Below are 26,248 nucleotides of genomic sequence, written 5' to 3' on the forward strand. Positions count from 1 at the left end.
GAAATATGCGGTTACTCTATAATCTCGCGGCGATCCTCGCCGTCGTCCTCATCATACCCGTGTTCCTCGTGCGCGCCGTGCGTGAGCGCGGCTTCGTCGAGCGCGTGCGCCAGAGCCTCGGCTTCTTTCCTGAGCACGCGCTCGACAAGGTGGCGAAGAAGAACTGTATATGGGTTCATGCGGCGTCCGTTGGCGAGATCGTCGCCGCCAGCCCACTGATCCGCGAGTTCCACAAGGAATTCCCGAAGAACCCGATCCTCGTATCCGTTGTCACGACGGCGGGGTACGAGATGGCGAATCGCATCATCAAGGATGCGGACAGCATCATCTACTTCCCGCTCGACCTGCCGTGGCGCGCCGGCAGCATCCTGCGCCGCATCCATCCGCGCGTCTTCATGCCCGTCGAGACGGAGCTGTGGCCGAACTTCCTGCGGATGGCGAAGAAGCTCAAGATTCCCGTCATGATGGTCAATGGGCGCATCAGCGACAAGAGCGTCAAGCGCTATAAGCATCTGCACAGTGTCCTTGATGACATGATCGGCACGGTCCGAAAGTTCGCCATGCAGTCACCCATCGACGCCGAGTACATCATGCGCCTCGGCGCACCGCCCGAGCTTGTAACCGTCACGGGGAATACGAAATTCGATCAGACGTACACGGACGTGAGCCTCGCGGAGAAGGAAAAGCTCCTGCGTGAAATGGGACTTCGCAAGAATGGTGGCATTTTTCTCGCAGGCAGCACGCATCGCGGTGAGGAGACGCCCGTCCTCGAGGCGTTTGCCGCACTCCGGGAAAAGTTCCCCGAGGCCAAGCTCATCATTGCGCCGAGGGAGCTTCTGCGCACGACGGAAGTCGCCACGCTCTGCAGGCACAAGGGATTTTCCGTCGCGCGCCGTACAGAACTTTTGAAAGAGCCGAGCGAAGATCACGACATTGTGATCCTCGATACGATCGGTGAGCTCGGCAAGGTCTATAGCATCGGCGACGTCGTCTACGTCGGCGGCAGCCTCATCGCGCACGGCGGTCACAACATCTTGGAGCCTGCGGCGCACGGCAAGGCGATCGTCGTCGGGCACAACATGTTCAACTTCAAGGATACACATGTACTCTTCACGAAGAGGAACGCCTGCATCACGGTGCACGATGGAGAAGAACTTTCCACAGCTGTCTGCAGGCTCTTTGAGGACGAAGGGGAACGGCGGCGCATGGAGCGCGAGACGCTCGCCATCATCGGCGAGAACAAGGGCGCGTCCCGAAAGACGGCTGTGCTCCTGCATGACTTCCTGGAGGACTTCGAGCAGGGCGAGAATGCGGGCAAGGTGCGCACGACGGAGCGCGTTGAAAACTTCCGCACCTATGTCACCGACCTCATGCGCCGCCGTCATGCCGATGGCTTTTGTCTGCGCGTCGTCATGGGGACGCTCTACAGTTTTTCCCTCATCTACCGCCAACTCGTGAACTTGAAACTCTGGGGCTACAAGGCGAGACTTTTCAAGCGCAAGCATCTCTCCTGCTACGTCATCAGCCTCGGCAACATCACGGTCGGCGGCACGGGCAAGACGCCGACCGCACAGTACTTGGCGGCGGCGATCCGCGACATGGGATATCGCGTCGTCATCTTGAATCGCGGCTACCGTGCGAAGTGGCGCGGCGACGTCGGCATTGTCTCCGACGGGCAGAAGCTCTACATGGACGCGACCGAGGCGGGCGACGAAGCCTTCATGCTCGCCAAGCATCTGCCTGAAGTGCCCGTGCTCATCGGCGCCGAACGATCGCTTACGGGGCAGTACGCGATCGAGCACTTCGGCGCGGAGGTCGCGATCTTGGACGATGGATACCAGCACTGGCAGCTCGCGCGCGACATGGACATCCTGCTCGTCGACGCGGTCAATGTCTTTGGCAACGGCTACATGCTGCCGCGCGGCACGCTCCGAGAGCCTGTTTCGCACATCGAGCGCGCCGACGTGTGCCTTTTGACGAAGGTCGATCAGGCGGTCGGCGTCTCGCGCGAGCACATCAAGAACACGATACGCAAGTACAACGAAAAGGCGCTGATCATGGAGAGCATCCATCAGCCGCGCCGCTTCGTCAACCTCAAGGACTGGCATCGCGACATCGCAGGCGAGGGCGTCGACATCAAGACGCTCGCGGGGAAACGCGTCATGGCGGTCTCCGCCATCGGCAATCCGATGTCGTTCGAGCAGACGCTCTTCGATATTGGCGCGAAGATCGTCGAGAGCCTGCGCTTCCCCGACCATCATGAGTACACGACGAAGGAACTGCAGGACGTCCTCGATCAGGCGATCTCCCTCGGGGCGGAAGCCATCGTCATTACGGAGAAAGACGCCGTGAAGATTCCGCTGACGATCATTGAGGCGAAGGTGCCGATCCCTGTATTCGTCATCTGCGTCGAGGTCACGTTTCAGGAGGGAGCGAAGGAGTTTCAGAATATGCTCGCCGCACATCTGCAGGAAAGGATCGCTGCCTTGCGAAAGGGAGGAGAAGAAACATGAGGACACTTTGCGTGATTCCGGCGCGCTACGCGTCGACGCGCCTGCCGGGAAAGCCGCTTGCCGACATCTGCGGCAAGCCCATGATCTGCCGCGTCCTGGAGCGTGCGAACCGCGCGCAAAAGCCCGAGAAGGTGATCGTGGCGACGGACGACCAGCGCATCTACGATGTCGTGCGAGCGGAAGGCGGCGAGGCGCTCCTGACGCGTGCCGACCATCCGACGGGCACGGATCGGCTCGCTGAGGTGGCAGAGGCGTACCCTGAGGTCGACCTCATCGTCAACGTGCAGGGAGACGAGCCTCTGATCGAGCCGGCCGTGATCGACGATCTCATCGCGCCTTTCGAGATGGATGAGAACCTGCCGATGGCGACTGTCATGACGCGCATGGAAGACGCGGCGGAACAGCTCAATCCGAACAACGTCAAGGTCGTTGTGGACAAGCTTGGCTACGCACTCTACTTCTCGCGCTCGCTCGTGCCCTATCCGCGTGCAGCGGCTGGCCCCGTGTACAAGCATATCGGCATCTACGCCTATCGACGCGACTTTTTGCTGCGCTACGCGCGCCTTGAACCGACGCCCTTGGAGAGGGCGGAGTCGCTGGAGCAGCTTCGGGCGCTGGAAAACGGCTATGGCATCCGCGTGCTGGAAACAGACTGCCGCTTCGTCGGCGTCGATACGCCGGAAGATCTCGCGCTCGTGAACAAGATTTATCGCGAGCAGGGGCTGGCGTAAGAAATGTGTTTCGGATCAAAACGATATGGCGCAAGGAATCTATCAGCGAATCCTTAATTGTTTTTAAGAATTTGCTGATAAAATGAGGTCGCTCGGATGTGTGAAGCTGGGCAGTTGAGTTTATCCGTGACTCCCCAAGAGAAAGGCGGTACTATGATGATGAACAAGGTGAAGGTCAGAGATTTCACGATCGGCGGGGGAAGCCCGCTCGTGCTCATGGCGGGGCCGTGCGTCCTTGAGGAGATGGAGCGCTGCCTTTTGATCGGACGCACGATCAAGGAAATCACATCGAGGCTCGGCATCCCCTACATCTTCAAGGCCTCGTTCGACAAGGCGAACCGCTCGTCTTTCAACAGCTTCCGCGGCCCGGGGCTCAAGAAGGGACTCGAAATGCTGCAGGCGATCAAGGAAGAGCTCGATGTGCCCGTCGTGACCGACGTCCACAAGGAGTCGCAGATCGCGCCTGCGGCGAAGGTTGTCGACGTGCTGCAGATCCCTGCGTTTCTGTGCCGCCAGACAGACCTCATCTACGCGGCGGCAAAGTCCGGCTGCGTCGTCAACGTCAAGAAGGGGCAGTTCCTCGCGCCGCGCGACATGGGAAACGTCGTCGACAAGCTGCACGAAGGCGGCTGCTCTGACATCCTTCTGACGGAGCGCGGCGCCTCGTTCGGCTACAATAACCTCGTCGTCGACATGCGCAGTTTTCCCATCATGCGCACGTTTGGTGCTCCCGTCATCTTCGATGCGACACACAGCGTGCAGCTGCCGGGCGGCGCGGGCACATCGTCAGGCGGCAACCGCGAATTCGTCGAGCCTTTGGCACGCGCCGCCGTCGCCGCTGGCGTCGACGGACTTTTCATGGAAGTGCACGACAATCCTGAGGAGGCGCTCTGCGATGGCCCGAATAGCCTCTACCTCGACAAGCTCGAAGAGCTTTTGAAGGAAGTGCTGGCAATCTACGACGTGGTGAAAGGGAAGCTGGTCTAAATGATTCTTTCTGCAGATGCGATGGAGCGTGCGCGTCGCGTGCGCTTCCTCATCTTCGATGTCGACGGTGTCCTGACGGATGGCGGCATTTATACGGGTGAGATGGGCGAACTGATGAAGCCGTTCCATGTGCGCGACGGTCTCGGTATATGTCAGTGGCAGAACGAAGGTTTCGGTACGGCGATTATCACAGGGCGCGACTCTGCCATTGTATCCCGACGTGCCGCCGAGTTGAAGATCGGGGATGTCTACCTCGGGCACGCCGACAAGCGCAGCGCCTATGCTGAGATCAAGGAGCGTCATGGTCTTCAAGATGATGAGGTCGCTTATGTCGGCGATGACCTCATCGACCTCGCTGTTATGGCGCAGGTCGGCTTTCCTGCCGCGCCCGCTGATGCGGTGGCCGAGGTGCAGAGACTCGCATGCCTTGTGTCCGGAAAGCCGGGAGGCAAGGGAGCTGTGCGCGAGATCATCGAGTTCCTTCTGAAGGCGCAGAGGCGCTGGGAAAACGTCGTCGCACGCTTCACCGCGTCGGCGAAGGTCACAAACGTCTCGCAGTGATGGCTTTGGCAAGGGCGACGCAGCGCTATATGAGGCGGACGTGCGTGCGCCCAAGATCTCACATATCTGAAGACAGCAGGTGAATGTTCATGCTCTACAACTCGTTAATGGCGCTGAGCCGTGCGCTGCGCTTCCTGCCGCACGGCGCGTTGCTCTTACTCGGCGCGCTGCTCGGCAGGCTCTATTATATGATCATCAAGAAGCAGCGCGAGCGTGCCGTGCGCCAGATGATGCAGGGGCTTTCCATTTCGGAGAAGGAAGCACGGAAAATCGTGCGCGCCTCCTTCGTGAACCTCGCGCAAAACATGCTGGAGATTCTCTACATGCCGAAGCTCAACCGAGAGAACCTGCATGAATACATCGAGATCGAGCACCTGGAGCGCCTTAAAGACGCGCTAGCCGAAGGGCACGGCGTCGTCGTCCTCACGGGTCACATCGGCACGTGGGAGTGGCTGTCCGCCGCTTTCTCACTGTCGGGCCTGCCCGTCACGGCAATCGCTAAGACGCAGCCGAATGCCGAGTATTCGCGCGTCCTCGATGATCTTCGTGCGACGATCGGTGCGGAGATCTTTTCGCGCGGCACGAGCGAACTTTTGGCGGCGGGGCGCGCCTTGAAGAATGGCAAGATCCTCGGTTTTCTCGCTGATCAGGATGCAGGTCCCGGCGGCGCTTTCATCGAGTTTCTCGGCAAGACGGCTGCGACGCCCTTGGGACCTGCCGTCTTTTCGCGCAAGTTTCGTGCGCCCGTCATTCCCGCGTTCATCCTGCGCCGCCCCGACGGCAAGCATACGGTGCGCGTCTATGAGCGCATGGAGTACGTCGACACGGGCGATACGGAAAAGGATCTCTACGACCTGACCGTGCGCATGACGCGCCTTATGGAGGAGGTCATCCGCGAAAATCCGACGCAGTGGCTGTGGTTTCAGAAACGCTGGAATACGCCGCCTGAGATGAAGAAGGAGAAGCGCCACGGCGCGATGCTGCAAGGAGGGAAAGATGAAGCATAGGAAGACTCTTCTCGCAGTCCTCGCCGCAGCCCTCTTCGCCGCTGCACTCGCATGGGCAGTGCTCTCCGTTCCCGAGGTTCCGGCCTTGAACGATCCTGCGCGCACGTTGCGTTATGAGGGAAATACGCTGAGCTTGGAGAAGGACGGGCGTACCGTCTGGCAGCTGACGGCGGAATCGATCGAGGCGGATGCTGATGGCAAGGCGGCAGAGGCGAGAAACATCGAAGGCGTTTTTCATGAGGAAGGCGGGTGCGAACTGAAGCTCACTGCGCCTCGTGCTCATTATGATCTGACGTCTAAGGATCTTACCGTCGACGGCGGCGTGAGGATCGAGACATCGGACGGCATACACCTGACGAGCCGAGAGGTCATCTGGTCGTCAGAAAAGGAGACGCTCGCCGCCGTCGGCGACGTCCTGCTCACGCAGGATAAAGAGAAGCTTCGCGTGAGCGCGGAGCGCATCGAAAGCTCAGACGGCTTCGCGAAGTTCACGGCGAGTGGCAAGGAAGGCAAGAAGGCGCGGATTGAAAAGGGGAGTGGAGCGAATTGAGGAAGAGAAAAGGGAAGGCTGCACTCGTAGCTGCCGCCTTGGCTGCAGCTCTGAACATGGGGACGCTGCAGGCGGCGGATGAGCCATCGTCCTTGGAGGGAGAGAGCGTCAGCTACGACATGGCGACGGGCGAGATCACGGCGGAGGGCGGCATTACATTGAAGCGAGGCGCGGCGACCATCACAGGGGCGAGAGCCAGCTACAACACGAAGACACAGCAGGGCGAGATCACGGGCGGCGTCATCGCTGTGCGCGATGCGATGCGTCTGACGGCACAGACCGTGACGCTCGAATCTGTCGACGCCATCCATGCGACGGGCGGTGCAGAGATCACGAAGGATGATCTTTGTCTGACTGCTGCAAGCCTCTCTGTATTTGATAAGGATCGTTACGTCGCGGAAGGTGACGTTCGTGCCGTGAAGGCGGATAAGACGTTTACAGGCACGCGCGCCGAATTTACGCAGTCGGCGAACTACATGCTCGTTCCGGCGGGCGGCACGATGACGACGGCGGACGGCACCTTCACGGCAGATCGCATGGAAGGCTGGCTGACAGAAGAGCATTACCGCGGCACGGGCAACGTGCATGTCGTCAGTCCGCCGAGAAGCTTCGAGGGCGGCGGCGATACGGTCGACTACTTTGCCAAAGCTGAGGACGGCAAGGGCAAGTGCGTGCTCGATGGCAACGCCTGGGCATATCAGGGAAATAACATGCTCAAGAGCAAGCATCTGACGGTTTACCTTGCCAACACAGGCAATCTTGCGGTAGAATGAGAAGGATTCAATATAAGAAGAGAGGTGGAGGGTCTTGCATCTGGAAGCGAAAGATCTGGTCAAGACGTTCAAGCGGCGCAGTGTCGTCGATCATGTGTCCCTGCGCGTCGACAAGGGCGAGATCGTCGGGCTTCTAGGGCCCAACGGCGCGGGCAAGACGACGACGTTCTACATGATCACGGGGCTTGAGCGGCCGACCTCGGGCGATGTCTTTGTTTCCGATGTGCGCATCACGAGCATGCCCATGTATGCGCGTGCGCGTCTCGGCATCAGCTACCTCGCGCAGGAAGCCTCGATCTTCCGCAAGATGACCGTAGAGGAAAACCTCCTCTCGATCTTGGAGATGACGAAGCTCTCCGCGCAGGAACGCAGAGAGAAGATGGAGAATCTGCTCGCGGAGTTCCGCATCGGCCATGTGCGTGACCGTCTCGGCACGGAGCTTTCGGGCGGTGAGCGCCGCCGCGTTGAGATCGCGCGCTGCCTCGCCATCGAGCCGCAGTTCATCCTGCTCGACGAGCCGTTTGCCGGCGTCGATCCCATTGCCGTCGCCGACATACAGGAGATCATCGCGTATCTGCGCAGGCGCGGTATCGGCATCCTCATCACCGACCACAACGTGCGCGAGACGCTGCACATCGTCGACCGCGCCTACATCCTGAACGACGGCAAGATCCTCCTCGAAGGGGACAGTGCGACCATCGCTGCGAGCGATCTCGCACGCAAGTTCTACCTTGGCGACAACTTCACGTTATAGGAGCGTCCTTATGCAGATACGACTTTTGGACAAATACATCTTTCGTGAGGTCTGCCTCGCCTTCTTCTTCGGTATATGCGGCACGTCTGCCGTATTCGTTGGCTCAGGCACACTCTTTCGCATCGCACAGTACATTACGGAATACGGCGCATCGTTTGGCTCTGTCGTAAAGATGTTCATCTTTAGCCTGCCCGCTATCGCCATCTATACATTTCCCATGTCGATGCTCTTGGCGGCACTCTTGACGTTCGGCAGGCTGTCGAGTTCGAGTGAGATCACGGCGATGAAGTCGTGCGGCGTGAGCTTCTACCGCATCGCTGCGCCCGTCATTGTGCTCGGCGTCGTCGTCAGCATCTTTTCCATCCTCTTCACGGAGCATGTCGTACCGCGAGCGAACAACGCCTATGAGAATGTCATCGCCTACGAGATTCAGGGAAACGCCGCACCCAAGTCGCAGGATCATATCGTTATCAAGGAGATCAAGGACGGCGAGATGCAGCGCCTCATGTATGCGCGTCGCTACGATGCTGCAACGGAAACGCTCGAAGGCGTGACGCTGCAGTCGTTCGAGCAGGGTGAGACGAAGTACGTGCAGGATGCCGCTTATGCGAAGTGGGAGGGCACGCAGTGGACGATGTATCGGGGAGCGATCTACGAGGTTTCCGGCGGCAAGTCGGAGCATACGATGCGCTTCGACAAGCAGGTGCTGCCCATCAACGCTGGTCCCGGGCGCATCGTGCGTGAGCAGAAGAAGCCGGAGGAGCTGACGATGAAGGAGCTGCGTCAGCAGATCGAACTCATGCGCACGCAGTTCGTCGATACGAAGAAGTTGGAGACGGAGCTTTATCAGCGCATCACGATTCCGATGGCGAGCCTCGTCTTCGCCATCATCGGCGTGCCGCTCGGCATCCAGCCGACGCGCAGCAGCTCCTCGCGCGGCATCGGCTTGAGCCTCTTGATCTTCTTTTGCTACTACGTTCTCATGACGCTCGCGGGGGCGCTCGGGCAGTCGGGTGCACTGAACCCCGCTTACGCCGTCTGGCTGCCGAATGTCGCAGGGCTTCTCATTGGAGCGTATCTGATGCGCGAGGCGGCGCACTGATAAGGAAAAGGCGGATTTTCCCGCCTTGCCAAGGGAAAACTCTCGGGAGAGAAAGGAGCATGTCTTGATGTACGGGATCGTCTTGATACTCGTGCTGATCATCACGGGTGGCGTCATTGCCGTCATCGGCGACCGCGTGGGCACGAAGGTCGGCAAGAAGCGCTTGTCTCTCTTCGGCCTCAGGCCGCGTCATACGTCGACCATCGTTACCATCGTCACGGGCTTCGTCATCACGACGCTGACGTTCATCATCCTTGCCGCCGCTTCAGAAAACGTGCGCACGGCGCTCTTCGGCATGGAGCAGCTCAACCGCTCGATGCGGGAAACGGAGGAAAAGCTCAAGGATGCGTCGGCCGAACTTACGTCGGCGCGCGCCGAGCAGGCGGCGGCGGACAAGGCGCTTGCCGATCTCAAGGGCAGTGTACGCTCACTAGAGGAGGAAGCCGAAAAGCTTTCTGCGGGCAACCGTGCGCTCGCAGCGAAGAACGATGAGCTCGCAAAGGAAAACACTGCGCTCGATGGGGTGAACCGTACACTTGCGGCAGAAAACGATGCGCTCGGTGCGGCGAACGAAACGCTTGGCACGGAGAATGCGGCGCTTGCGACGAGCAACGCGCAGCTTGCCGGCGATAAGAAGGCGCTGGAAACGCGCACGCAGGAGCTGCGCCGCGGGCTTGAGATCATCCGCGAGGGCGACATCGTCTATCGCGCGGGCGAGGTCATCGCGGCGGGCGTCATCAAGGGCGGACGGCCCGAGGACGATGTGCGCGCCGATGTCGCTGCACTCGCACAGCTCGCGAGCCGCAACGTCTCAGCACACCTCGGCAAAGATCTGCCCGACGGCGAGATCTGGGTCTACTCGCCCGAGGTCGATGACGCCGTCGCACGCATAGCCAAAGGCCCGGGCGATATGGTCGTGCGCATCGTCGCAGCGGGCAATCTCGTGCGCGGCGAAGCCGTGCGCGCCGCCCTCGACTTGCATCCGAACAGCATCGTCTATCGGCAGGGAGAATTCATCCTCGCGCAATCGTACCGTCTGACGGGTACGGGCGGTGCGCAGGCATCACAGGAAGTCGTCATGGACTTCTTGAAGCGCGTGAATGCCGCTGCTTCGGCACACGGCATTCTGCCCGATCCGATCCGCGGCACGGTCGGCGTCATCGATGGTGAGCAGATGTATGGCATCATGCAGACACTCGAACCGCTTTACGGCATGATCCTCCTCTCCGCCTATGCGCGAGATGACACCGATGCACTCGGTCCTCTGCGGCTCAACATCAAGGTTGAGCGAGCAGCCGAATGATGGAGAACGGGACGCTCGCCGCCGTCGATCCCGGTCGCGAGAAGTGCGGGATTGCGGTTCTCGATGTACATGGCGTGGTGCTTTTTCAAAAAGTGATCGAGACGCTTAATCTTGCGCGTGAAATCAACGATAAATATTCTAGGTATGCGTTTACTGTTCTTGTGCTTGGAAACGGCACGACGAGCAAGGAAGCGAAGGAACGCATAGAAGAGGCCGTGCCTGGTTTGCGCGTGGTGCTTGTCGACGAGTACCGTACGACGGACATGGCGAAGCGGGCGTACTGGCAGGCACGTCCGCCGCGTGGCTGGCGGAGGCTTCTGCCCGCCTCGATGCTCGTGCCGCCCGAGCCTGTCGATGATTTTGTTGCCATCATCCTTGCACGGCGCTTTCTTGAAAAAGCGCCGTTAAGCGATGTTTGAGAGCAGGAAACCTGGTTTCCGCAAATGTTAAAGATGTGTTGACGAACCTTTGGGCAGCACAATCCTTCCACAATGAAAAGGAGAGTTCACATGGCAGAAAAAGAAGAAAACCTCGAGGTAGAAACGAAAGGCGCGAAGAAGACGGCGAAGGCAGCAGAGGCAGTAGAGACTGCGGAAGCTGTCAAATCCGAAAAAGCCGCGAAGTTTGACGCGATGCTCAAGGAGCTTGACATTCAGGCGTTCCAGAAGCAGGAAGTCGGCGATGAGTACGGTACGGTGCTCTACCGCTCCTCGATGGAAATCAAGGGGCAGTTCCTGCCCGTCATCGTCATCCTTGACGCCTCCATCTACGGTATTGTGCGCGTCATCGTCGGCAGCAAGGTCGTCAACGAGAAGAACGAGAGCGACCTCGCGGCATACATCAACGAGATGAACAGCCGCTACAAGGTGTTCAAGTACTACACGGTGGAAGACGGCAGCCTCGTCCTCGATGCCTGCCTGCCCGCCTCCGACGAGGGATTCGAGCCGGACATCGTGCGCACGATCCTCGACGTCATCCTGCAGCACCTCGATGAGACCTTCGGTGATACGATGAAGACCATCTGGGCGGACAACTGAGAAACGAATCAAGAGGGGCTGCTCCGAAAAGCGAGATTTCGCTTCTTGGAGCAGCCCTCTTTGCTTGGGAAACGCATGAAAAAACTGCCGCAAGCCTTCTGGCTTGCGGCAGTTTTTTCGTGCAAATCAGCCCGCGGTGACAGCTTCGTTCAGACCCTTCATCAAGGCGTCGATGTCGATGCCGTGCGCGAGTGCACCCTGCTCGATGTTCTCGAAGTGCGAGGCGGCGCAGCCGATGCAACCCATGCCGGCACTCATGAATACGGGAACGGTGGCGGGATATTTCTGGACAACCTCTCCGATGCCCATATCTTTCGTTATGGTCATACAAAAACCTCCTTTGTTACAGGGAAACTCCCAAGAAGCCGACAGAAGTCAGCCGGTTGATTGGTTCCTTGTAAGGGCGAGTATACGGCAGAGCCGCATACGAAAAACACCTTACTACTGGCTAAATTATATCATGTTTCCTAGCCGATAGCTAGAGGATATTTCGATTCTTGAGAATAGTTGCTGTCATGTTGCGTGGAATGCAGCGCATCTATAGGATGCGAAAAGGAGCTGTCGTACATGCTTGCGACAGCTCCTTTTCCGTGTTTTGCATTTCGTACGCTATGCCTGCCAGTAGTGGGCGTGCGACTGACGATAGGCGGCGGAATCCTTGCCCTTGATCTGCGCGTCCAACTGGCGCAGCTGCTGCTGAATCGCCGTCTTCTCATCGGGCGAGGCTGCTTCGGCGAGCTGCGCCTGCATCTGCTGCTTCTTGGCCTTGAGCTTCTGAATCTCGTCGTCCACGTTCTTGTCGGAGGACATTGTCACCTCTTGGCCGTCCTCTGCGTCTTTCGCCGCAGGAGCAGCGCTCGCGTTCGCATCTGCGTCCTCGGCAGGGGCAGGGGCGTCGGATGCCGGCGCGTTGGCTGCCTGGACTCCGTACGCCTGCGCGGCTCGCATCTGGTTGATGCCGAGCTGCAGCGAGGCGATTTCCTTCTGCCTGTTTTGCATGGCCTCCGGATTCGTCAGCCGAAGCGCTTCTATGGGATGGTTTGTCGCATAGTCAAGCTCGCGCTCCATGCGCTGTGCTGCAGACTGCGCCTTTGCTGCGAACGCGCCGCTCTCTTTCGACTGCTGCAGCGATGCTCCTGCAGAGAGCAGATTGGCGAGGCGTGCATCTTCTCGGCTCTTCTTGTCGACCTTTTTGTCCTGGACGCTCGCCGTGCCGAAGCGGTCACGAGCGCTGCCGGACGCATCGCTTTCGTCCTCGCTCTTCTTGTCCGCCCGCGTCGCTTCCGCCATTTGCTTCTGCAAATCGGCAAGCTGCTGCATCATCGTTTTCAGCAGGGCGTCCTTCGCCTCCGGGCGCATCTCGTCGTTGCCCTTGACTTCTTCGATGCGTGCCTGCAAGCGTGAAATGTTTTCCTGCAAGGGATTGGCTTTTTTCGAGCCGGCAGGATTTGCAGCAGGAGCACCGTTGGACGACTGCACGAGATTTTCCGTTTTGTTCTGCATGGCTGCAGCAGTCATGCCGCCTGCAGCACGGCGATGCAGGACGGGCGACATCAAAAATCTGGATATCTGCATGATGACCCTCCTCATTAAAAAAAGATTAGACTTCTTCCCTTGATTTATTCGTTTATTTGGGAGGAAAACTTAAGGAATCACTGATAAATTCAGCTACCCATCTTCACACATCTACACTGTCCTGTCGTCGTCGACAAATCCTCGACGTAGCCACTGCTACGCCTGCGGTTTGTCTCCTAGACAGGAACAGCGTATCTGTGCAAATCTGGGCAACCTCATTTTATCAGCGTTTCCTTAAGGCCTTGCTGCCTTAGGGAGAATTTTCCTTGCATTTTTCTACAACTGCGCTATAATGAATACTGCAAAAGGGGAGTCCACGAATGGGCTGAGAGGGAGCTTTTCGCTCCGACCCGAAACCTGATTTGGATCATGCCAACGTAGGGAATAGAAGGCGATTTTGACCGCATACACCACTTTGGCGTGTGCGGTTTTCTTTTTGGGAGGGATGAAGATGGTGAAGGTCAACGGCGAGGAGGCTGCGGCGGACGGCAGGATGCTCTTGGACTATCTGCGAGAAGCCGGCTATGTGCCCGCACGCATCGCCGTCGAGAGAAACGGCGAGATCGTGCCGCGGGCGACGTATGAATCGGTGCGGCTTGCGGCAGGCGATGTCGTGGAGATCGTGAGCTTCGTCGGCGGCGGCTGAGGCGATGAGGCGCGTCGTGCTTTTGTAGGGACGTGCCGTCGATGGAGGGAAGGCTTCTCCCAAAGGGAGGGCGAAGGGGGAAATCGTATGGAAAAGAAGCAAGGGGAAGATATGTTGAAGCTCGGCGGCAAAATGTTCCGCTCGCGCTTCATCCTCGGCTCGGGCAAGTATTCGCTCGAACTCATCCGCGCCGCCGTGGAAAATGCGGGCGCGGAAATGGTGACGCTCGCCGTGCGGCGCACGAATACGCGCGAAGGCGAGAGCATCCTCGATTACATTCCTGAGCATGTGACGCTCCTGCCGAACACGTCGGGCGCACGCACGGCAGAGGAAGCCGTGCGCATCGCACGCATGGCGCGCGAGCTTGGCTGCGGCGACTTCATCAAGGTGGAGATCATGCGCGACGCGAAGTATCTTCTGCCAGACAACGAGGAGACGGTTCGCGCGACGAAACTGCTCGCCGCCGAGGGATTCACCGTCCTGCCGTACATGTTCCCCGACCTCTATGCGGCACGCGCCCTTGAGACGGCGGGAGCGGCGGCGGTCATGCCGCTCGCCGCTCCCATCGGCTCGAATCAAGGGCTGCAGGCGAAAGCGTTCATCAAGATTCTCGTCGAGGAGATCGACGTGCCGATCATCGTCGATGCGGGCATCGGCAGGCCGTCGGAAGCGTGCGAGGCGATGGAACTTGGCGCCGCCGCCGTCATGGCGAACACGGCGATCGCGACGGCGGGCGACGTGGCGCGCATGGCGGGGGCGTTCAAGTCGGCGATCGAGGCGGGGCGCGCGGCGTATCTTGCGGGGCTTGGCCGCGTCTTGGAGCGCGGCGCGTCTGCTTCCGATCCGCTGACGGGCTTTCTGCACGAGGGAGAGGCGACGAGATGAGAGAAGATGCAAGCTACTTCATAGATTCGGTGCGCTTGAGCGGCGCGGCGCTCGAAAGGAAGCACCGCCTCGAAAACGATCCGACGAGCCGCACGGACGTCATGGCGTATGCGAGAGATATGGAGCGGATTGATTCCGATGTGCGCGAAAAGGTGCTTTCTGCGGCAGCGGAGTACGATCCTGCCGCTTACAGCGCCGCCGACGTCGAGCGTGCTCTCGCGCACGAGCGGTGCAGCATCGAGGACTTCGCGGCGCTCCTTGCTCCTGCCGCCGCGCCCTTTTTGGAGCGCATGGCGAGGCGTGCCCAGCAGGAGACGGGGCGTCACTTCGGCAACACGGTCTACGTATTCACGCCGCTTTACATCGCGAATTACTGCGATAATTACTGCATTTACTGCGGCTTCAACCGCTACAACGACATCGTGCGTCGAAGGCTCACAGAGGCGGAGATCGCACGCGAGATGGAGGTCATCGCGGCGTCGGGCATCGAGGAGATCTTGCTGTTGACGGGCGAAAGCCCCGCGATGAGCGACATCGCCTACATCGGCGAGGCGTGCCGCCTGGCGCGGCGGCATTTCCGCAATGTCGGACTCGAAATCTATCCCGTGAATACGGCGGACTATCGCTATCTGCACGAGTGCGGCGCGGACTATGTGACGGTGTTTCAGGAGACGTATGACGCCACGCGCTACGAGGAGCTTCACCTCGCGGGCCGAAAGCGCGTCTTTCCCTATCGTTTCGAGGCGCAGGAACGCGCCATCTTGGGCGGCATGAGGGGCGTTGGCTTCTCGGCTCTTCTGGGACTCACCGACTTTCGGCGCGACGCCCTGGCGACGGCGCTGCACGTCTACTTCCTGCAGCGCAAATATCCGCATGTCGAATACTCGCTCTCCTGTCCAAGGCTTCGCCCCATCGTCAACAATGCGGGAATCAACCCGCGCGACGTGCATGAAAGGGAGCTTTGCCAAGTGCTATGCGCCTACCGCATCTTCCTGCCCTACGTCGGCATCACGGTTTCCTCGCGCGAGTCGGCGAGTTTTCGCGACGGCATCGTGAAGATCGCGGCGACGAAGGTGTCGGCGGGCGTCTCGACGGGCATCGGCGACCACGAGGAAAAGTACGAGGGAAAGGAAGCGCAGGCGGCGGGCGACGAGCAGTTTGAAATCGCCGACGCACGCTCACTCGCTGAGATGTACGCAGGACTCTCGCGCGGCGGTCTGCAGCCCGTGCTGAACGATTACGTCTATGTATAGGGGAAAAATCATCGCATGCATCACGAATCGCCGTCTGGTCGAGGGCGATTTCCTCGCCCAGATCGAGCGTGTCGCCGCGATGGAGATGGTGGACTGGATCATCGTGCGCGAAAAGGATTTGCGGTTTGAGGAGTATCGGCAGCTTTTCGTGCAGGTCGCACGCATCGCGCATAAGGGCGGCAAGAAGTGTCTCGCGCACGGTCGGATTGCGCTCGGCATGATGTCGGAACTGGGCGCGGACGGCATCCATCTGCCGCTCGACGTCCTGCGCGAATGGCGAGCGGCGAGCGGGCGGCAGTCAGGCGGCGAGGGCGCTGTGCAGCTCGTCGGCGCATCGGCGCATTCCGCCACCGAAATAGCCGAAGCCGCCGCCCTTGGCGCAGACTACGCGACGCTCAGTCCCATCTTCGCCACGGCGTGCAAGCCGGGTGTTGCCCCTCTCGGCACGGCCGCCCTCGCCGCCGCCTGCAAGGCGTCGCCGCTCCCCGTATTCGCGCTCGGCGGCATCGGCATGGACAAGCTCGACGCTTGTATCGAAGCCGGCGCGGCGGGCTGCTGCATGATGTCGGAGCTGATGCGGTGCATTTGTTCGATCTGCTCTGTACCTTTGGGGCTTGAGTTCTTGAAGGTTCATGGTACAATAAAATAGAAGGGCGGGAAAGGACGATGTCCTTTCCCGCCATATCCTTTTGTGCTGCTTTCAAGGAGGTGAAAGCGGCGCCTTGCCTGTGCGATGCGTCGCGAAGTGTATGGGAATCTTATTTATCGGAGGAATTGTTGGCGCCGTTGTGCTGGTCGTCGTGCTCTTGGCGATTTTAGCAGGCGGCTATGTGAAGGCTTCGCCGTCGACGGCACTCATTATTTCCGGCATCAAGAAGCGCCCGCGTATCCTCATCGGGCGGGGCGGAGCGCGCATCCCTTTCTTTGAGCGCATGGACAAGCTTTTCCTCGGGCAGATTTCTGTGGACATCAAGACGGAGACACCCGTGCCGACGAACGATTACATCAATGTGAATGTCGATGCTGTCGCCAAGGTCATGGTCGGGCGCGACGAGGAGAGCGTGCAGCTTGCAGCGCGGAACTTCCTGAACTTCACGGGAGAACAGATCGCGAAGGATCTGCAGGATTCCCTTGAGGGCAACATGCGCGAGATCATCGGTACGTTAACGCTGGAAGCCATCAATACGGATCGTGATAGCTTCTCTGATCAAGTGGTCAACAAGGCGGCGCAGGATATGAAGAAGCTCGGCATCGAGATCATTTCCTGCAACATACAGAATGTCACGGACAACAATGGTCTCATCGTCGACCTCGGCGCGGACAACACGGCGCGAATCAAGAAACGCGCGGCCATCTCGCGCGCCGAGGCGGAGCGCGATGTCGCTGTGGCCAAGGCGCAGGCGCAGAAGGAAGCGAACGATGCGCAGGTCGAGGCGGACCTTGAGATTGCACAGAGGCAGACCGATCTTGCCATCCGACAGGCTGAGCTTAAGCGGGCGTCCGATATCAAGCGCGCGGAGGCGGATGCGGCCTACGAAATTCAGGCGCAGGAGCAGCAGAAATCCGTTCAGGCCGCTACGGTCAACGCGCAGATCGCGAAGGCGGAGCGTGAGCAGGAGCTGAAGAAGCAGCAGGTGTCCGTGCGTGAGCAGGAGCTTGCGGCGCAGATTCAGAAGCAGGCGGACGCAGAAAAGTATGCCGTCGAGCAGAAGGCGGCTGCCGATCTTGCCAAGCGTCAGCGTGAAGCGGAAGCCGCGCTCTACGAAACGCAGCGCAAGGCGGAGGCGAAGAAGGCTGAGGCGGAGGCCTCGCGCTATGCGGCAGAGCAGGAAGCGGCAGGAATCAAGGCGCAGGGCGAGGCTGAAGCTGCCGCAATTCAGGCGAAAGGCGAGGCGGAAGCCGCTGCAATGGATCGCAAGGCAGAAGCGCTGAAGAAATACGGCAAGGCGGCTATGGCGCAGATGATCGTTGAGATTCTGCCGCAGATCGCTTCGGAAGTGGCAAAGCCGCTTGAGCGCATCGGCAATGTATCCATCATCGGCGGCAGCAGCGCCTCTGCGGTCGAGCCGATGGCAGATAACGTGCCGCTCGTCATGGCGAAGACGTTTCAGACGGTCAAGGCGGCGACGGGCATCGACCTCGCGGACATCGTGCGCGGCGAGAGCTACGAGGCGAAGGTCACGAAGAATGTCAACGTCACGGGGGCGGATGCTGATGCTATAAAAGCGGCTGCCGTCAAGGCGGCGACGATTGCCAATGCGATTCGCGACTGAGGAGGAAAGAGATGACAAAATTTCTGCGGCGGTTTCTGCCGCTCTTCGTGCTGTCCTTTGCGCTGCTTCTGGCGGCGGGCACGGGGGATATTGACGCGCGTATCGCGCAGGAAGTCGAGCAGGGGGCGAAGGTGCGCATTCTGAACTACCACATGGTCAACGACATGAATCATTCACTCGCCGTCGCACCGAAGGACTTTGATCGCCAGATGGCGTGGCTCAAGAAGAACGGCTTCCAGTCGATCACGCCTGAAGAGCTTTACGGCGCATTGACGGGAGCAGGCGATTTGCCTGAAAAGCCCGTGATGATTACATTTGACGACGGCTATGTCGACAACTATGAGAAGGCGTACCCGATTCTCAAGAAGTACGGCTTCAAGGCGACGATCCTCGTCGTCACGGAGATGGTGGGAAAGAAGAAGGGCTATCTGACGTGGGAACAGCTGCGCGAGATGGAACAGAACGGCTTTTCCATCGAGGGGCACACGATGACGCACCGCGCCTTGACGAGCCTCACGGATGATGAAGTCAAGGAGGAGCTTTCCGCTTCGAAGCGCATGATCGAGGAGAAGCTTGGCAAGACGGTCACATGTTTCGCCTACCCGGGGGGCGCGTACAACCTGCACATCGCGAATCTCGTGAAGGAAGCGGGCTACAAGATGGCGTTCACCGTGCGCTACGGCAACGCGGATCGCGCGAGCAATCTCTATGCGATCGACCGCGTGCCGATCTTCCATACGGAAAATACGGAAGGATCGTTTCAGAAGCGTCTGCGCTACTTGCCGATTTTCGAGCATTCCGGCTGGCAGAAGCGGTAGGGAAAAGCGCGGCTTCTTCTTGCCTAAAAAAGAAAATATGTTTGTGGGAAAGCAGTCCCTTGCCTTTGGCAAAGGGGGTGCTTTCTCTTTATTTTTGCGGCAAAAAGGGGCGCATGAAGAAAAAAATGAAAGCGAGAGGCAGGAAAAAGACGGGAAAGAAAGAATTAAAACTAGACAATGAAGTGGCGAAAAGTGGGGAAATGTGGTTTAATATAGAGAGCACTGGTGAAGGAGGTGGCAAGCGAGATGTTGATGGGCGAATACACGCATACGATCGACGCGAAGGGGCGCGTGATCCTGCCTGTGGATTTTCGCCCGGAGCTCGGCAGCTCGTTTGTCATCACGAAGGGGCTTGACAACTGCCTCTTTCTCTACGGCGAGGAGGAATGGGAGCGGCTGTCGGCAAAGCTCAAGGCGCTGCCGATGTCGAAGCCCGAGGCTCGCGCCTTTGCACGCTTCTTCTTTGCGGGCGCACGCAAGCTGGAATTGGACAGGCAGGGACGCTTCCTCGTGCCTGCGAACCTGCGCGCCTATGCGAGCCTCAAGAAGGACGTCGTCCTGAACGGCGTCATGACGCGCGCCGAGATCTGGAGCCGCACGGCTTGGGATGCTTACAACGCCGAGGTGAATCCGATGGTCACGAAGATCGCGGAGACGCTGACGGATCTCGGGATTTGAGGTGAGTGCATGGAGTTTCGCCATACGAGCGTGATGCCGGAGGAGACTCTGGCGGCTCTCGCCGTGAAGCCTGCGGGCACTTACGTCGACTGTACGCTGGGTGGCGCGGGTCACGCGCGGCGCATCGCTGACAGGCTCTCTCCCGCAGGACGGCTCATCGGACTCGATCAGGACGAGGCGGCGATCCGAGCGGCGAAGGAGCGGCTTGCCGGCGTCTCGTGCCGCGTCGACGTCGTGCGCTCGAATTTCCGTGCGCTAGCCTCGGTTCTGCAAAGCCTCGGCGTCACATCTGTCGACGGCGTACTCTTCGACCTCGGCGTGTCGTCGCATCAGATCGATACGGCAGAGCGCGGCTTTTCCTACATGCAGGACGCGCCGCTCGACATGCGCATGGACACGTCGCGCCTCCTCTCGGCGCACGAGGTCGTCAACGAATATGACGAGGCGGAGCTTTGGCGTATCTTCCGCGACTACAGCGAGGAACGCTGGGCGAAGCGCATCGCCGCATTCATCGTAGCGGCGCGGCAGGAAAAGCCCATCGAGACGACGGGCGAACTCGTCGACATCGTATGCCGCGCCGTGCCCAAGAGCGTGCGCCGCGCGGCGGGCGGCCATCCGGCGAAGCGCATCTTCCAGGCGATCCGCATCGAGGTGAATGACGAACTCGGCATCCTGCAGGCGAGTGTCGAGAATGCGGTGCATGCGCTCGCGCCCGGCGGCAGGATCGCCGTCCTCACGTTTCACTCGCTCGAAGACCGCATCGTCAAGCAGGCATTCAAGGAACTTGCACGCGGCTGCATCTGCCCGCCCGGACTTCCCGTCTGCGTTTGCGGTCACGAGCCCAAGGTCAAGCTCTTGGGCAAGGCGCAGAAGCCGAGCGCTGCAGAATCTGCAGAGAATCCACGCGCCAAGAGCGCGAAATTGCGCGTGGCTGAGAAATTATAGGAAGCCGCTCTTCGGTAGGGCGTATGAGGAAGCAGGCGGAGGCCGCAGGAAGCGGCAGCACCGCTATCAAGGAGGGATCGACAGATGCTCGCAAGACAAAGGGAGTATGAGTATTATGAGGAGGAGCTGCAGCCGCAGCGGATCGAGAAGCCTGCGCCACCTCCTAAGAGGCGGCCGACGCTCAACACGCATCTGCGCTCCCGCTGCTTCTTGCTGCTCGCGCTGGTCTCTATCATGGCGATGGCGGTGACGATCCGAAGCGGCATCACGGCGAGCCGCGGCTACGATCTCGTGAAGATCCAACAGCAGGCGGAAACGCTCGAAAAGGAAAATGAGCATCTGAAGATCGAGATCGCACAGATGAAATCGCCCGAGCGCGTGCGCCGCATCGCGACGGAAAAGCTCGGCATGAGCACGCCGAAGACGGTCTACTTTGCGACAGGTGCGAAGGAATAGGTCCGATAAATTTCATGGAGGGATGGCAATGAAGACGCTTGCCGAGTTGGCGGCGCTCGTCGAGGGCGCTGAAATCAAGGGAGATGCAGCTGCGAAGATCGCGGACATCGTGCACGATTCGCGCGAGGTGACGGAGGGGACGCTCTTCGTCGCCATCGAGGGGCTGCATGTCGACGGCCATTCCTTCATCGCGCAGGCGGTCGAGAAGGGCGCGTGCGCGATTCTGACGGAGCGCGAGATCGAGATTCCCGAGGGTGCGGCGGCGGTTCTTCGCGTGCCGAACCTTGCGGCGGCGCTTGAGGTCATCGTGCCGTTCTTCCATGACTACCCATCGCGAAAGATGCGCATCATCGGCATCACGGGCACGAACGGCAAGACGACAACGAGCTACATGACGCGTGCCATCCTGCGCGAGGCGGGGTACAAGGTCGGACTCATCGGCACGATTCAGATCCTCGTCGAGGATGAGGCTCTGCCGATTCACAATACGACGCCCGATGTCGTCGTCCTGGAGCGAACGCTCGCCTATATGGTGCGGCGCGGCATGGATTTCGTCGTCATGGAAGTCTCTTCGCACGCGCTCGATCAGAACCGCGTGGCGGGCATCGAGTTCGATACGGCGGTCTTCACGAACCTCACGCAGGATCATCTCGACTACCATAAGACGCTCGAAAACTACAAGCGCGCGAAAGCGCGCCTTTTCGACCTTGTGAGCCGAAAGGGCGCGAAGACGGGCAAGACGGCCGTCGTCAATGATGACGATGCAGCGGGCGAGACGATGCTCGCCCATGCGAAGTGTGCGCATCTCACGTATGCCGTGAAGAAGGAAGCTGCCCTTCGCGCCGAGAATATCCGCGTCCATGCGCGGGGCATGGAGCTGACGCTTACAGGCGCTTTCGGCAGGATGGATCTTTCGCTCGGCGTCACGGGAATCTTCAATGTCTACAACGTCATGAGCGCCGTCGGCGCGGCGCTCGCGGAAAGGATCGCGCCCGAGGCGATCAAGAGGGCGCTCGAAGCTTTCAAGAGCGTGCCTGGGCGCTTTGAGCTCGTCGATGCAGGGCAGGCGTTCTCCATCATCGTCGACTATGCGCATACGCCTGACGGCTTGGAGAACATCTTGAATACGGCGCGGGAGATTACGGCAGGACGCATCCTCACGGTGTTCGGCTGCGGCGGCGACCGTGACCGCACGAAGCGGCCGATCATGGGACGCATTGCGGCGGCGCTTTCCGATGTCGTGCTTGTGACTTCGGACAACCCGCGCACGGAAGATCCCGCGCGCATCCTCGATGAGGTCGAGGTCGGCGTGCTTGAGAAGATCGGCGACAAGCGCCATGAGAAAATCGCCGACCGCCGCACGGCGATCGTGCGTGCCGTGGCGCTCGCCGAAAAGGACGACATCGTCATCATCGCGGGCAAGGGGCACGAGAATTACCAGATCTTGAAGGACAAGACGATCCACTTCGACGACAAGGAAGTCGCACGCGAGGCCGTCGCCGCGCGGGAAAAAAGCTATGCAATGCGCTTTTCGCTCGCCGACGTCGAGCGTGCGGCGGAGGCTGAAGCCGTGCGCACGGCGGCGGACATCGCATTTTCCGACATCGTGACGGATACGCGAAAGATTGCGGCGGGATCGCTCTTCGTCGCGCTTCAAGGCGAGCGCTTTGATGGCGCGGACTTCGCGGCGCAGGCGGTCGAAAAGGGCGCGGCGGGCGTGCTCGTAGCGGCTGATACGCCCGAGGCGAAGCTGCCGAAGACGGGCGTCGTGCTCAAGGCGAAGGACACCCTGCTCGCCTATCAGCAGATCGCCGCCGCGTGGCGCAGGAAGTTTTCCATCCCCGTCGTCGCCATCACGGGATCGAACGGCAAGACGACGACCAAAGACTTGACGGCCGCCGTGCTTGGCGCACGCCTTCTTGTGCAGAAGACGGCGGCGAACTACAACAACGAGATCGGCCTGCCGCTGACGCTCCTTGGCCTTCGCGCCGCGCACGAGGCGGCTGTCGTCGAGATCGGCATGAGAGGACTTGGGCAGATCGCCGCGCTCGCGCCGCTCGCCGCGCCGACCGTCGCCATCGTGACGAACGTTGGCGAGGTGCACATGGAGCTCCTCGGCTCAATCGAGAACATCGCGAGGGCGAAGGCGGAGCTTGTCGAGGCAGTGGAGCCGGGCGGCACGGTCATACTGAACGCCGACGATGCGCGCGTCCTCGCGATGCGCGAGAAGGCGAAGGCGGGCGTGCGCGTCGTGACCTTCGGGCTTTCGCGCGATGCCGATGTGCGTGCCGTCGCTGTCGGCAAGGCCGAGGGCGGCATGAGATTCATGCTGGAATGGAAAAACGAGCGCGGGCGACTGGAACGGCACGAGCTCTTCCTGCCGATGCCCGGGAGACACAACGTGTCGAATGCGCTCGCCGCCATCGCTGCGGCCCGCGTGCTCGGCCTTTCGCTCGTGGATGTCCGGCGCGGACTCGCCGTGCCGCCTGCGCAGAAGATGCGCTTCGCTGTCGAAAAGTGCGGCGCATACACCTTCGTCAATGACGCCTACAATGCGAGTCCCGCATCGACACGCGCGTCCTTGAAGACGCTCGCCGAGATGTTCGCGGGCAGGAAGATCGCCGTTCTCGGCGATATGCTCGAACTTGGCAGTGCGTCGAAGAGCGGCCACGCGAGCGTGGGCGAGGAGGCGGCGCATCTGGGCTTTGCCGCCGTCCTCTCGCGCGGCGAGGAGAGCCGCTTCATCGCGGAGGCCGCAGAGGCGGGCGGCGTGCCGCTCGTTGAGCGCATGGCGTCGCACGAGGCGGCGGCGACAAGGCTCAAAGAGATCCTGCAGCCGGGCGACGCCGTGCTCTTCAAAGGCTCGCGCGGCATGAAGATGGATGAGATCATCCCCCTGTTGAAGAAGGCGCTGGAGGCAGGCAAATGATGGATGTGAATACGACGGCGCTTTCTCTTGCAGGAGCGGCGGCGCTCGCCGCCGTCCTCGTGCTCGCGGCCGGCCCCTTCGTGATTCCCGAGCTGCACAAGTTGAAGTTCGGGCAGAGCATACGCGAGGAAGGGCCAAAGAGCCATCAGGCGAAGAGCGGCACGCCGACGATGGGCGGCATCATGATCATCGCCGCCATCACGCTCGCGACGCTTGCCGCCGCGCCCTTGACGGCGGGCGTATGGCTCGCGCTCTTCGTGATGCTCGGGCACTTCGCGCTCGGCTTCCTCGATGACTACATCAAGGTCGTGAAGAAGCGCAACCTTGGCCTCAAGGCGCGGCAGAAGCTCTTGGGGCAGATCGTCATCGCCGTCGTCGTCATTTTTTTCGCACAGCACGAACTCGGCATTGCGACGACGGTCTGGCTGCCGCTCGTACACGCGGAGCTTGACATCGGACTCTTCTACTATCCGCTCGTGCTCTTCGTGCTCGTCGGCACGAGCAACGCCGTGAACCTCACGGACGGCCTCGACGGGCTCGCGGCGGGCACGGTCACGGTCGCCGCGCTCGCCTACATGGCGGTCGCGCTCGCCTTCAGCGCGACGGGGCTTGCCGTGTTCGCGGCGGCGATTGCGGGCGCTTCGTGCGCCTTTTTGCGCTTCAATCATCATCCGGCTCGCGTCTTCATGGGCGATACGGGATCCTTGGCGCTCGGCGGCGCGGTCGCCGCGCTCGGCATTCTCACGCATACGGAAATTTTGCTCGCCGTCATCGGCATCGTCTTCGTCGCCGAGGCGCTTTCCGTCATCATCCAGGTCATCTCCTTCAAGACGACGGGAAAACGCGTCTTCCTCATGAGTCCGATTCATCACCACTTCGAGCTAAAGGGGTGGCAGGAGACGCGCGTCGTCCATACGTTTTGGCTCGTCGGCGCAGTCTTTGCGGCGCTCGGCGCATGGCTTGCATATTGACGCAGGCAGACGTCTGACATCTTGGGACGCCTCCCTCGGCTGCGGGGAAGAGATAAAGCGAGGAGGAAGCATATTGCATCTCGATACGGATTTCAAAGGAAAGAAGGTTCTCGTCATCGGCGCCGGGATCAGCGGCTTTGCGGCGGCGAAGGTTCTCAAGAGGCTCGGCGCGAAGGTCACGCTTTCCGATGCGAAGGACGAGGCGGCGATCAAAGAAGACGTCTCGGAGCTTCGCGTACTCGGCATCGGGCTGATCTTCGGCGCACAGGAAGCCGCGCTCCTGGACGGCTGCGATCTTCTCGTGCTCTCGCCCGCCGTTCCCATCGCCATCCCGCTCGCCGAGGAGGCGAAGCGGCGCGGCATCCGCATCACGAGCGAAGTGGAATTGGCGGCGGCACTTGCCAAGTCGCCGATCTTCGCCGTGACGGGGACGAACGGCAAGACGACGACGACGATGCTCCTGGGGCTGCTGCTCGCCGAGAAGTTCGGCAAGGAGAAGACGCGCGTCGGCGGCAATATCGGCTATCCGCTGTCAGAAGCGGTGCTGGAGGCGGGCGAGGGCGGCGCGGTCGCCGCCGAGATTTCGAGCTACCAGATGGAGGCGACGGAGCACTTCCGTCCGAAGGTCGCCGCCGTCCTCAACGTGACGCCCGACCACATCAAGCGCCACGGTTCGATGGAAGTCTATCAGGCGATGAAGGAGCGGCTTTTCCGCGAAATGGCAACAGGCGATTGGCTCGTCCTGAACTACGACGACGAGAGGACGCGCTCGATGCAGGAGCGTGCCGCGTGCCCCGTATTTTTCTTCAGCCGCAGGGAGGCGCTCGAAGAGGGCGCTTTGCTCCTGGGCGACAAGCTCGTCCTGCGCCGGGGCGGCGAGGAGATCGCGCTCGTGACGACGGCGGAGCTTGGCATCAAGGGGGCGCACAACGTCGAGAACGCGCTCGCGGCGGCGGCGATGGCGCACCTCGCGGGCGTCGAGGCTGAGGCGATCCGCCGCGTGCTGCGCTCCTTCAAGGGCGTCGAGCACCGCATCGAGCATTTTCTCGATCTCGCGGGCGTCGCCTGGTACAACGATTCCAAGGCGACGAATACGGACTCGGCGATCAAGGCGCTCGAATCCTTCTCGGACGGCATCGTGCTGATTGCGGGCGGCGACGACAAGATGACGGATCTGACGGACTTCATGCATCTCGTTTCGGAGCGCTGCACGGAACTGATCCTCGTCGGCGATGCCGCCGTTCGCTTCGCCGAAGCCGCGCGCGCAGCGGGCTTTCCCGCCGCGCACATCCACGACGCCGCGTACTCGATGAAGACGGCGGTCTACATCGCTGCGCGGCTCGCGAAGCCGCCTGCCGTCGTGCTCTTGTCGCCCGCGTGCGCGAGCTTCGACATGTTCGACGGCTTTGAGGAGCGCGGCGAGGTGTTCAAGCGCTTGGCACGCGAGCTGGCATAGGAGTTTGCAGAAAAACGCAGAAATGGCAGGCAAAGGGGAACAGGC

At 60.5% G+C, this 26,248-nt stretch carries 27 protein-coding genes and 1 riboswitch; of the genes, 25 read left to right on the forward strand and 2 right to left on the reverse strand.

All coding sequences use genetic code 11. The features are described 5' to 3' along the window. The first annotated feature begins 5 nt into the window (after positions 1-5). The 12 genes from lpxK to QZ177_RS00370 all read left to right on the forward strand — a co-directional run bounded on the left by lpxK (position 6) and on the right by QZ177_RS00370 (position 11,318). The gene (gene lpxK, locus QZ177_RS00315; RefSeq protein WP_294175022.1) at positions 6-2,513 is read left to right on the forward strand and encodes a tetraacyldisaccharide 4'-kinase; all 2,508 of its coding nucleotides are present in this window, start codon (positions 6-8) and stop codon (positions 2,511-2,513) included. Then, positions 2,510-3,244: a 3-deoxy-manno-octulosonate cytidylyltransferase gene (gene kdsB / locus QZ177_RS00320; RefSeq protein WP_294175024.1), complete on the forward strand. Its 735-nt coding sequence runs from the start codon at positions 2,510-2,512 to the stop codon at positions 3,242-3,244. Before lpxK ends, kdsB begins: the two co-directional genes overlap by 4 nt. A 159-nt stretch (positions 3,245-3,403) precedes the next feature. Continuing rightward, the gene (gene kdsA, locus QZ177_RS00325) at positions 3,404-4,231 is read left to right on the forward strand and encodes a 3-deoxy-8-phosphooctulonate synthase (RefSeq protein WP_265071832.1); all 828 of its coding nucleotides are present in this window, start codon (positions 3,404-3,406) and stop codon (positions 4,229-4,231) included. Beyond that, the gene (locus QZ177_RS00330) at positions 4,232-4,792 is read left to right on the forward strand and encodes an HAD hydrolase family protein (protein ID WP_294175025.1); all 561 of its coding nucleotides are present in this window, start codon (positions 4,232-4,234) and stop codon (positions 4,790-4,792) included. It abuts the gene before it with no gap. Between the two features lie 89 nt (positions 4,793-4,881). Next, on the forward strand, positions 4,882-5,799 hold the full coding sequence (locus tag QZ177_RS00335; protein WP_294175026.1) for a lysophospholipid acyltransferase family protein: 918 nt from the start codon (positions 4,882-4,884) through the stop codon (positions 5,797-5,799). Continuing rightward, the gene (lptC, locus tag QZ177_RS00340; RefSeq protein ID WP_294175028.1) at positions 5,789-6,349 is read left to right on the forward strand and encodes an LPS export ABC transporter periplasmic protein LptC; all 561 of its coding nucleotides are present in this window, start codon (positions 5,789-5,791) and stop codon (positions 6,347-6,349) included. The genes QZ177_RS00335 and lptC overlap by 11 nt, the downstream gene beginning before the upstream one ends. Beyond that, positions 6,346-7,122 (forward strand): LptA/OstA family protein, encoded by a 777-nt coding sequence (locus QZ177_RS00345; RefSeq protein ID WP_294175029.1) that lies wholly within the window; start codon positions 6,346-6,348, stop codon positions 7,120-7,122. Before lptC ends, QZ177_RS00345 begins: the two co-directional genes overlap by 4 nt. A gap of 34 nt (positions 7,123-7,156) precedes the next feature. Next, entirely contained in the window at positions 7,157-7,876 is a 720-nt protein-coding gene (lptB, locus tag QZ177_RS00350) for an LPS export ABC transporter ATP-binding protein (protein WP_294175030.1), read from the forward strand. A gap of 10 nt (positions 7,877-7,886) precedes the next feature. Then, on the forward strand, positions 7,887-8,978 hold the full coding sequence (locus QZ177_RS00355; RefSeq protein WP_265070958.1) for an LptF/LptG family permease: 1,092 nt from the start codon (positions 7,887-7,889) through the stop codon (positions 8,976-8,978). Positions 8,979-9,045: 67 nt separating this feature from the next. Next, on the forward strand, positions 9,046-10,281 hold the full coding sequence (locus QZ177_RS00360; RefSeq protein ID WP_009646295.1) for a DUF3084 domain-containing protein: 1,236 nt from the start codon (positions 9,046-9,048) through the stop codon (positions 10,279-10,281). Beyond that, a complete protein-coding gene (locus tag QZ177_RS00365) occupies positions 10,278-10,700 on the forward strand; it encodes a pre-16S rRNA-processing nuclease YqgF (protein ID WP_294175033.1) in 423 nt (140 codons plus the stop codon). The genes QZ177_RS00360 and QZ177_RS00365 overlap by 4 nt, the downstream gene beginning before the upstream one ends. 90 nt (positions 10,701-10,790) lie before the next feature. Continuing rightward, positions 10,791-11,318 (forward strand): YbjN domain-containing protein, encoded by a 528-nt coding sequence (locus QZ177_RS00370; RefSeq protein ID WP_294175035.1) that lies wholly within the window; start codon positions 10,791-10,793, stop codon positions 11,316-11,318. Between the two features lie 126 nt (positions 11,319-11,444). Here the strand turns inward: QZ177_RS00370 and QZ177_RS00375 are convergent, their stop codons facing one another. Together QZ177_RS00375 and QZ177_RS00380 are read right to left on the reverse strand one after the other, a co-directional pair. Beyond that, positions 11,445-11,645, reverse strand: a complete 201-nt coding sequence (locus QZ177_RS00375) for a DUF1858 domain-containing protein (RefSeq protein ID WP_009646335.1) — start codon at positions 11,643-11,645, stop codon at positions 11,445-11,447. Between the two features lie 282 nt (positions 11,646-11,927). Next, complete coding sequence (locus QZ177_RS00380) at positions 11,928-12,893, reverse strand: hypothetical protein (protein WP_294175036.1); 966 nt, start codon at positions 12,891-12,893, stop codon at positions 11,928-11,930. Between the two features lie 296 nt (positions 12,894-13,189). Continuing rightward, positions 13,190-13,294, forward strand: a riboswitch (TPP riboswitch). A gap of 50 nt (positions 13,295-13,344) precedes the next feature. On the opposite strand from QZ177_RS00380, the gene thiS reads away from it, so the two are divergent. The 13 genes from thiS (at position 13,345) to murD (ending at position 26,203) form a co-directional block, all read left to right on the forward strand. Beyond that, a complete protein-coding gene (thiS, locus tag QZ177_RS00385; RefSeq protein WP_294175037.1) occupies positions 13,345-13,539 on the forward strand; it encodes a sulfur carrier protein ThiS in 195 nt (64 codons plus the stop codon). Positions 13,540-13,626: 87 nt separating this feature from the next. Further along, positions 13,627-14,424 carry a thiazole synthase gene (locus tag QZ177_RS00390; RefSeq protein WP_294175039.1) on the forward strand — a complete coding sequence of 266 codons (798 nt, stop codon included), beginning with the start codon at positions 13,627-13,629 and terminating at the stop codon, positions 14,422-14,424. Beyond that, positions 14,421-15,677 (forward strand): 2-iminoacetate synthase ThiH, encoded by a 1,257-nt coding sequence (gene thiH, locus QZ177_RS00395; protein ID WP_294175040.1) that lies wholly within the window; start codon positions 14,421-14,423, stop codon positions 15,675-15,677. Before QZ177_RS00390 ends, thiH begins: the two co-directional genes overlap by 4 nt. After that, a complete protein-coding gene (locus QZ177_RS00400; RefSeq protein WP_294175041.1) occupies positions 15,670-16,326 on the forward strand; it encodes a thiamine phosphate synthase in 657 nt (218 codons plus the stop codon). The genes thiH and QZ177_RS00400 overlap by 8 nt, the downstream gene beginning before the upstream one ends. A gap of 100 nt (positions 16,327-16,426) precedes the next feature. Further along, on the forward strand, positions 16,427-17,950 hold the full coding sequence (locus QZ177_RS00405; RefSeq protein ID WP_265070966.1) for a flotillin family protein: 1,524 nt from the start codon (positions 16,427-16,429) through the stop codon (positions 17,948-17,950). Positions 17,951-17,961: 11 nt separating this feature from the next. Further along, on the forward strand, positions 17,962-18,768 hold the full coding sequence (locus tag QZ177_RS00410; RefSeq protein WP_294175042.1) for a polysaccharide deacetylase family protein: 807 nt from the start codon (positions 17,962-17,964) through the stop codon (positions 18,766-18,768). A gap of 19 nt (positions 18,769-18,787) precedes the next feature. After that, positions 18,788-18,949: a hypothetical protein gene (locus tag QZ177_RS00415; RefSeq protein ID WP_294175043.1), complete on the forward strand. Its 162-nt coding sequence runs from the start codon at positions 18,788-18,790 to the stop codon at positions 18,947-18,949. Positions 18,950-19,014: 65 nt separating this feature from the next. After that, positions 19,015-19,446 carry a division/cell wall cluster transcriptional repressor MraZ gene (mraZ, locus tag QZ177_RS00420; RefSeq protein ID WP_009645462.1) on the forward strand — a complete coding sequence of 144 codons (432 nt, stop codon included), beginning with the start codon at positions 19,015-19,017 and terminating at the stop codon, positions 19,444-19,446. A 9-nt stretch (positions 19,447-19,455) separates the two neighbouring features. After that, positions 19,456-20,391 (forward strand): 16S rRNA (cytosine(1402)-N(4))-methyltransferase RsmH, encoded by a 936-nt coding sequence (gene rsmH, locus QZ177_RS00425; protein WP_294175045.1) that lies wholly within the window; start codon positions 19,456-19,458, stop codon positions 20,389-20,391. Between the two features lie 84 nt (positions 20,392-20,475). Further along, the gene (gene ftsL / locus QZ177_RS00430) at positions 20,476-20,847 is read left to right on the forward strand and encodes a cell division protein FtsL (protein ID WP_006191060.1); all 372 of its coding nucleotides are present in this window, start codon (positions 20,476-20,478) and stop codon (positions 20,845-20,847) included. Positions 20,848-20,875: 28 nt separating this feature from the next. Further along, positions 20,876-23,776, forward strand: a complete 2,901-nt coding sequence (locus tag QZ177_RS10450) for a UDP-N-acetylmuramoyl-L-alanyl-D-glutamate--2,6-diaminopimelate ligase (RefSeq protein ID WP_366461449.1) — start codon at positions 20,876-20,878, stop codon at positions 23,774-23,776. Next, positions 23,773-24,747, forward strand: a complete 975-nt coding sequence (mraY, locus tag QZ177_RS00445; protein WP_009645481.1) for a phospho-N-acetylmuramoyl-pentapeptide-transferase — start codon at positions 23,773-23,775, stop codon at positions 24,745-24,747. Before QZ177_RS10450 ends, mraY begins: the two co-directional genes overlap by 4 nt. Before the next feature lie 73 nt (positions 24,748-24,820). Beyond that, a complete protein-coding gene (gene murD, locus QZ177_RS00450; RefSeq protein ID WP_294175050.1) occupies positions 24,821-26,203 on the forward strand; it encodes a UDP-N-acetylmuramoyl-L-alanine--D-glutamate ligase in 1,383 nt (460 codons plus the stop codon). The last annotated feature ends 45 nt before the right edge of the window (positions 26,204-26,248 follow it).

It is taken from the genome of uncultured Selenomonas sp., from assembly GCA_905372355.1.
Classification (GTDB): Bacteria; Bacillota; Negativicutes; order Selenomonadales; family Selenomonadaceae; genus Selenomonas.

Coding starts and splice junctions, on each gene's coding strand:
- lpxK (WP_294175022.1), top strand. CDS start 6: ATGCGGTTACTCTATAATCTCGCGGCGATCCTCGCCGTCGTCCTCATC.
- kdsB (WP_294175024.1), top strand. CDS start 2,510: ATGAGGACACTTTGCGTGATTCCGGCGCGCTACGCGTCGACGCGCCTG.
- kdsA (WP_265071832.1), top strand. CDS start 3,404: ATGAACAAGGTGAAGGTCAGAGATTTCACGATCGGCGGGGGAAGCCCG.
- QZ177_RS00330 (WP_294175025.1), top strand. CDS start 4,232: ATGATTCTTTCTGCAGATGCGATGGAGCGTGCGCGTCGCGTGCGCTTC.
- QZ177_RS00335 (WP_294175026.1), top strand. CDS start 4,882: ATGCTCTACAACTCGTTAATGGCGCTGAGCCGTGCGCTGCGCTTCCTG.
- lptC (WP_294175028.1), top strand. CDS start 5,789: ATGAAGCATAGGAAGACTCTTCTCGCAGTCCTCGCCGCAGCCCTCTTC.
- QZ177_RS00355 (WP_265070958.1), top strand. CDS start 7,887: ATGCAGATACGACTTTTGGACAAATACATCTTTCGTGAGGTCTGCCTC.
- QZ177_RS00360 (WP_009646295.1), top strand. CDS start 9,046: ATGTACGGGATCGTCTTGATACTCGTGCTGATCATCACGGGTGGCGTC.
- QZ177_RS00365 (WP_294175033.1), top strand. CDS start 10,278: ATGATGGAGAACGGGACGCTCGCCGCCGTCGATCCCGGTCGCGAGAAG.
- QZ177_RS00370 (WP_294175035.1), top strand. CDS start 10,791: ATGGCAGAAAAAGAAGAAAACCTCGAGGTAGAAACGAAAGGCGCGAAG.
- QZ177_RS00375 (WP_009646335.1), bottom strand. CDS start 11,645: ATGACCATAACGAAAGATATGGGCATCGGAGAGGTTGTCCAGAAATAT.
- QZ177_RS00380 (WP_294175036.1), bottom strand. CDS start 12,893: ATGCAGATATCCAGATTTTTGATGTCGCCCGTCCTGCATCGCCGTGCT.
- thiS (WP_294175037.1), top strand. CDS start 13,345: ATGGTGAAGGTCAACGGCGAGGAGGCTGCGGCGGACGGCAGGATGCTC.
- QZ177_RS00390 (WP_294175039.1), top strand. CDS start 13,627: ATGGAAAAGAAGCAAGGGGAAGATATGTTGAAGCTCGGCGGCAAAATG.
- thiH (WP_294175040.1), top strand. CDS start 14,421: ATGAGAGAAGATGCAAGCTACTTCATAGATTCGGTGCGCTTGAGCGGC.
- QZ177_RS00400 (WP_294175041.1), top strand. CDS start 15,670: ATGTATAGGGGAAAAATCATCGCATGCATCACGAATCGCCGTCTGGTC.
- QZ177_RS00405 (WP_265070966.1), top strand. CDS start 16,427: ATGGGAATCTTATTTATCGGAGGAATTGTTGGCGCCGTTGTGCTGGTC.
- QZ177_RS00410 (WP_294175042.1), top strand. CDS start 17,962: ATGACAAAATTTCTGCGGCGGTTTCTGCCGCTCTTCGTGCTGTCCTTT.
- mraZ (WP_009645462.1), top strand. CDS start 19,015: ATGTTGATGGGCGAATACACGCATACGATCGACGCGAAGGGGCGCGTG.
- rsmH (WP_294175045.1), top strand. CDS start 19,456: ATGGAGTTTCGCCATACGAGCGTGATGCCGGAGGAGACTCTGGCGGCT.
- ftsL (WP_006191060.1), top strand. CDS start 20,476: ATGCTCGCAAGACAAAGGGAGTATGAGTATTATGAGGAGGAGCTGCAG.
- QZ177_RS10450 (WP_366461449.1), top strand. CDS start 20,876: ATGAAGACGCTTGCCGAGTTGGCGGCGCTCGTCGAGGGCGCTGAAATC.
- mraY (WP_009645481.1), top strand. CDS start 23,773: ATGATGGATGTGAATACGACGGCGCTTTCTCTTGCAGGAGCGGCGGCG.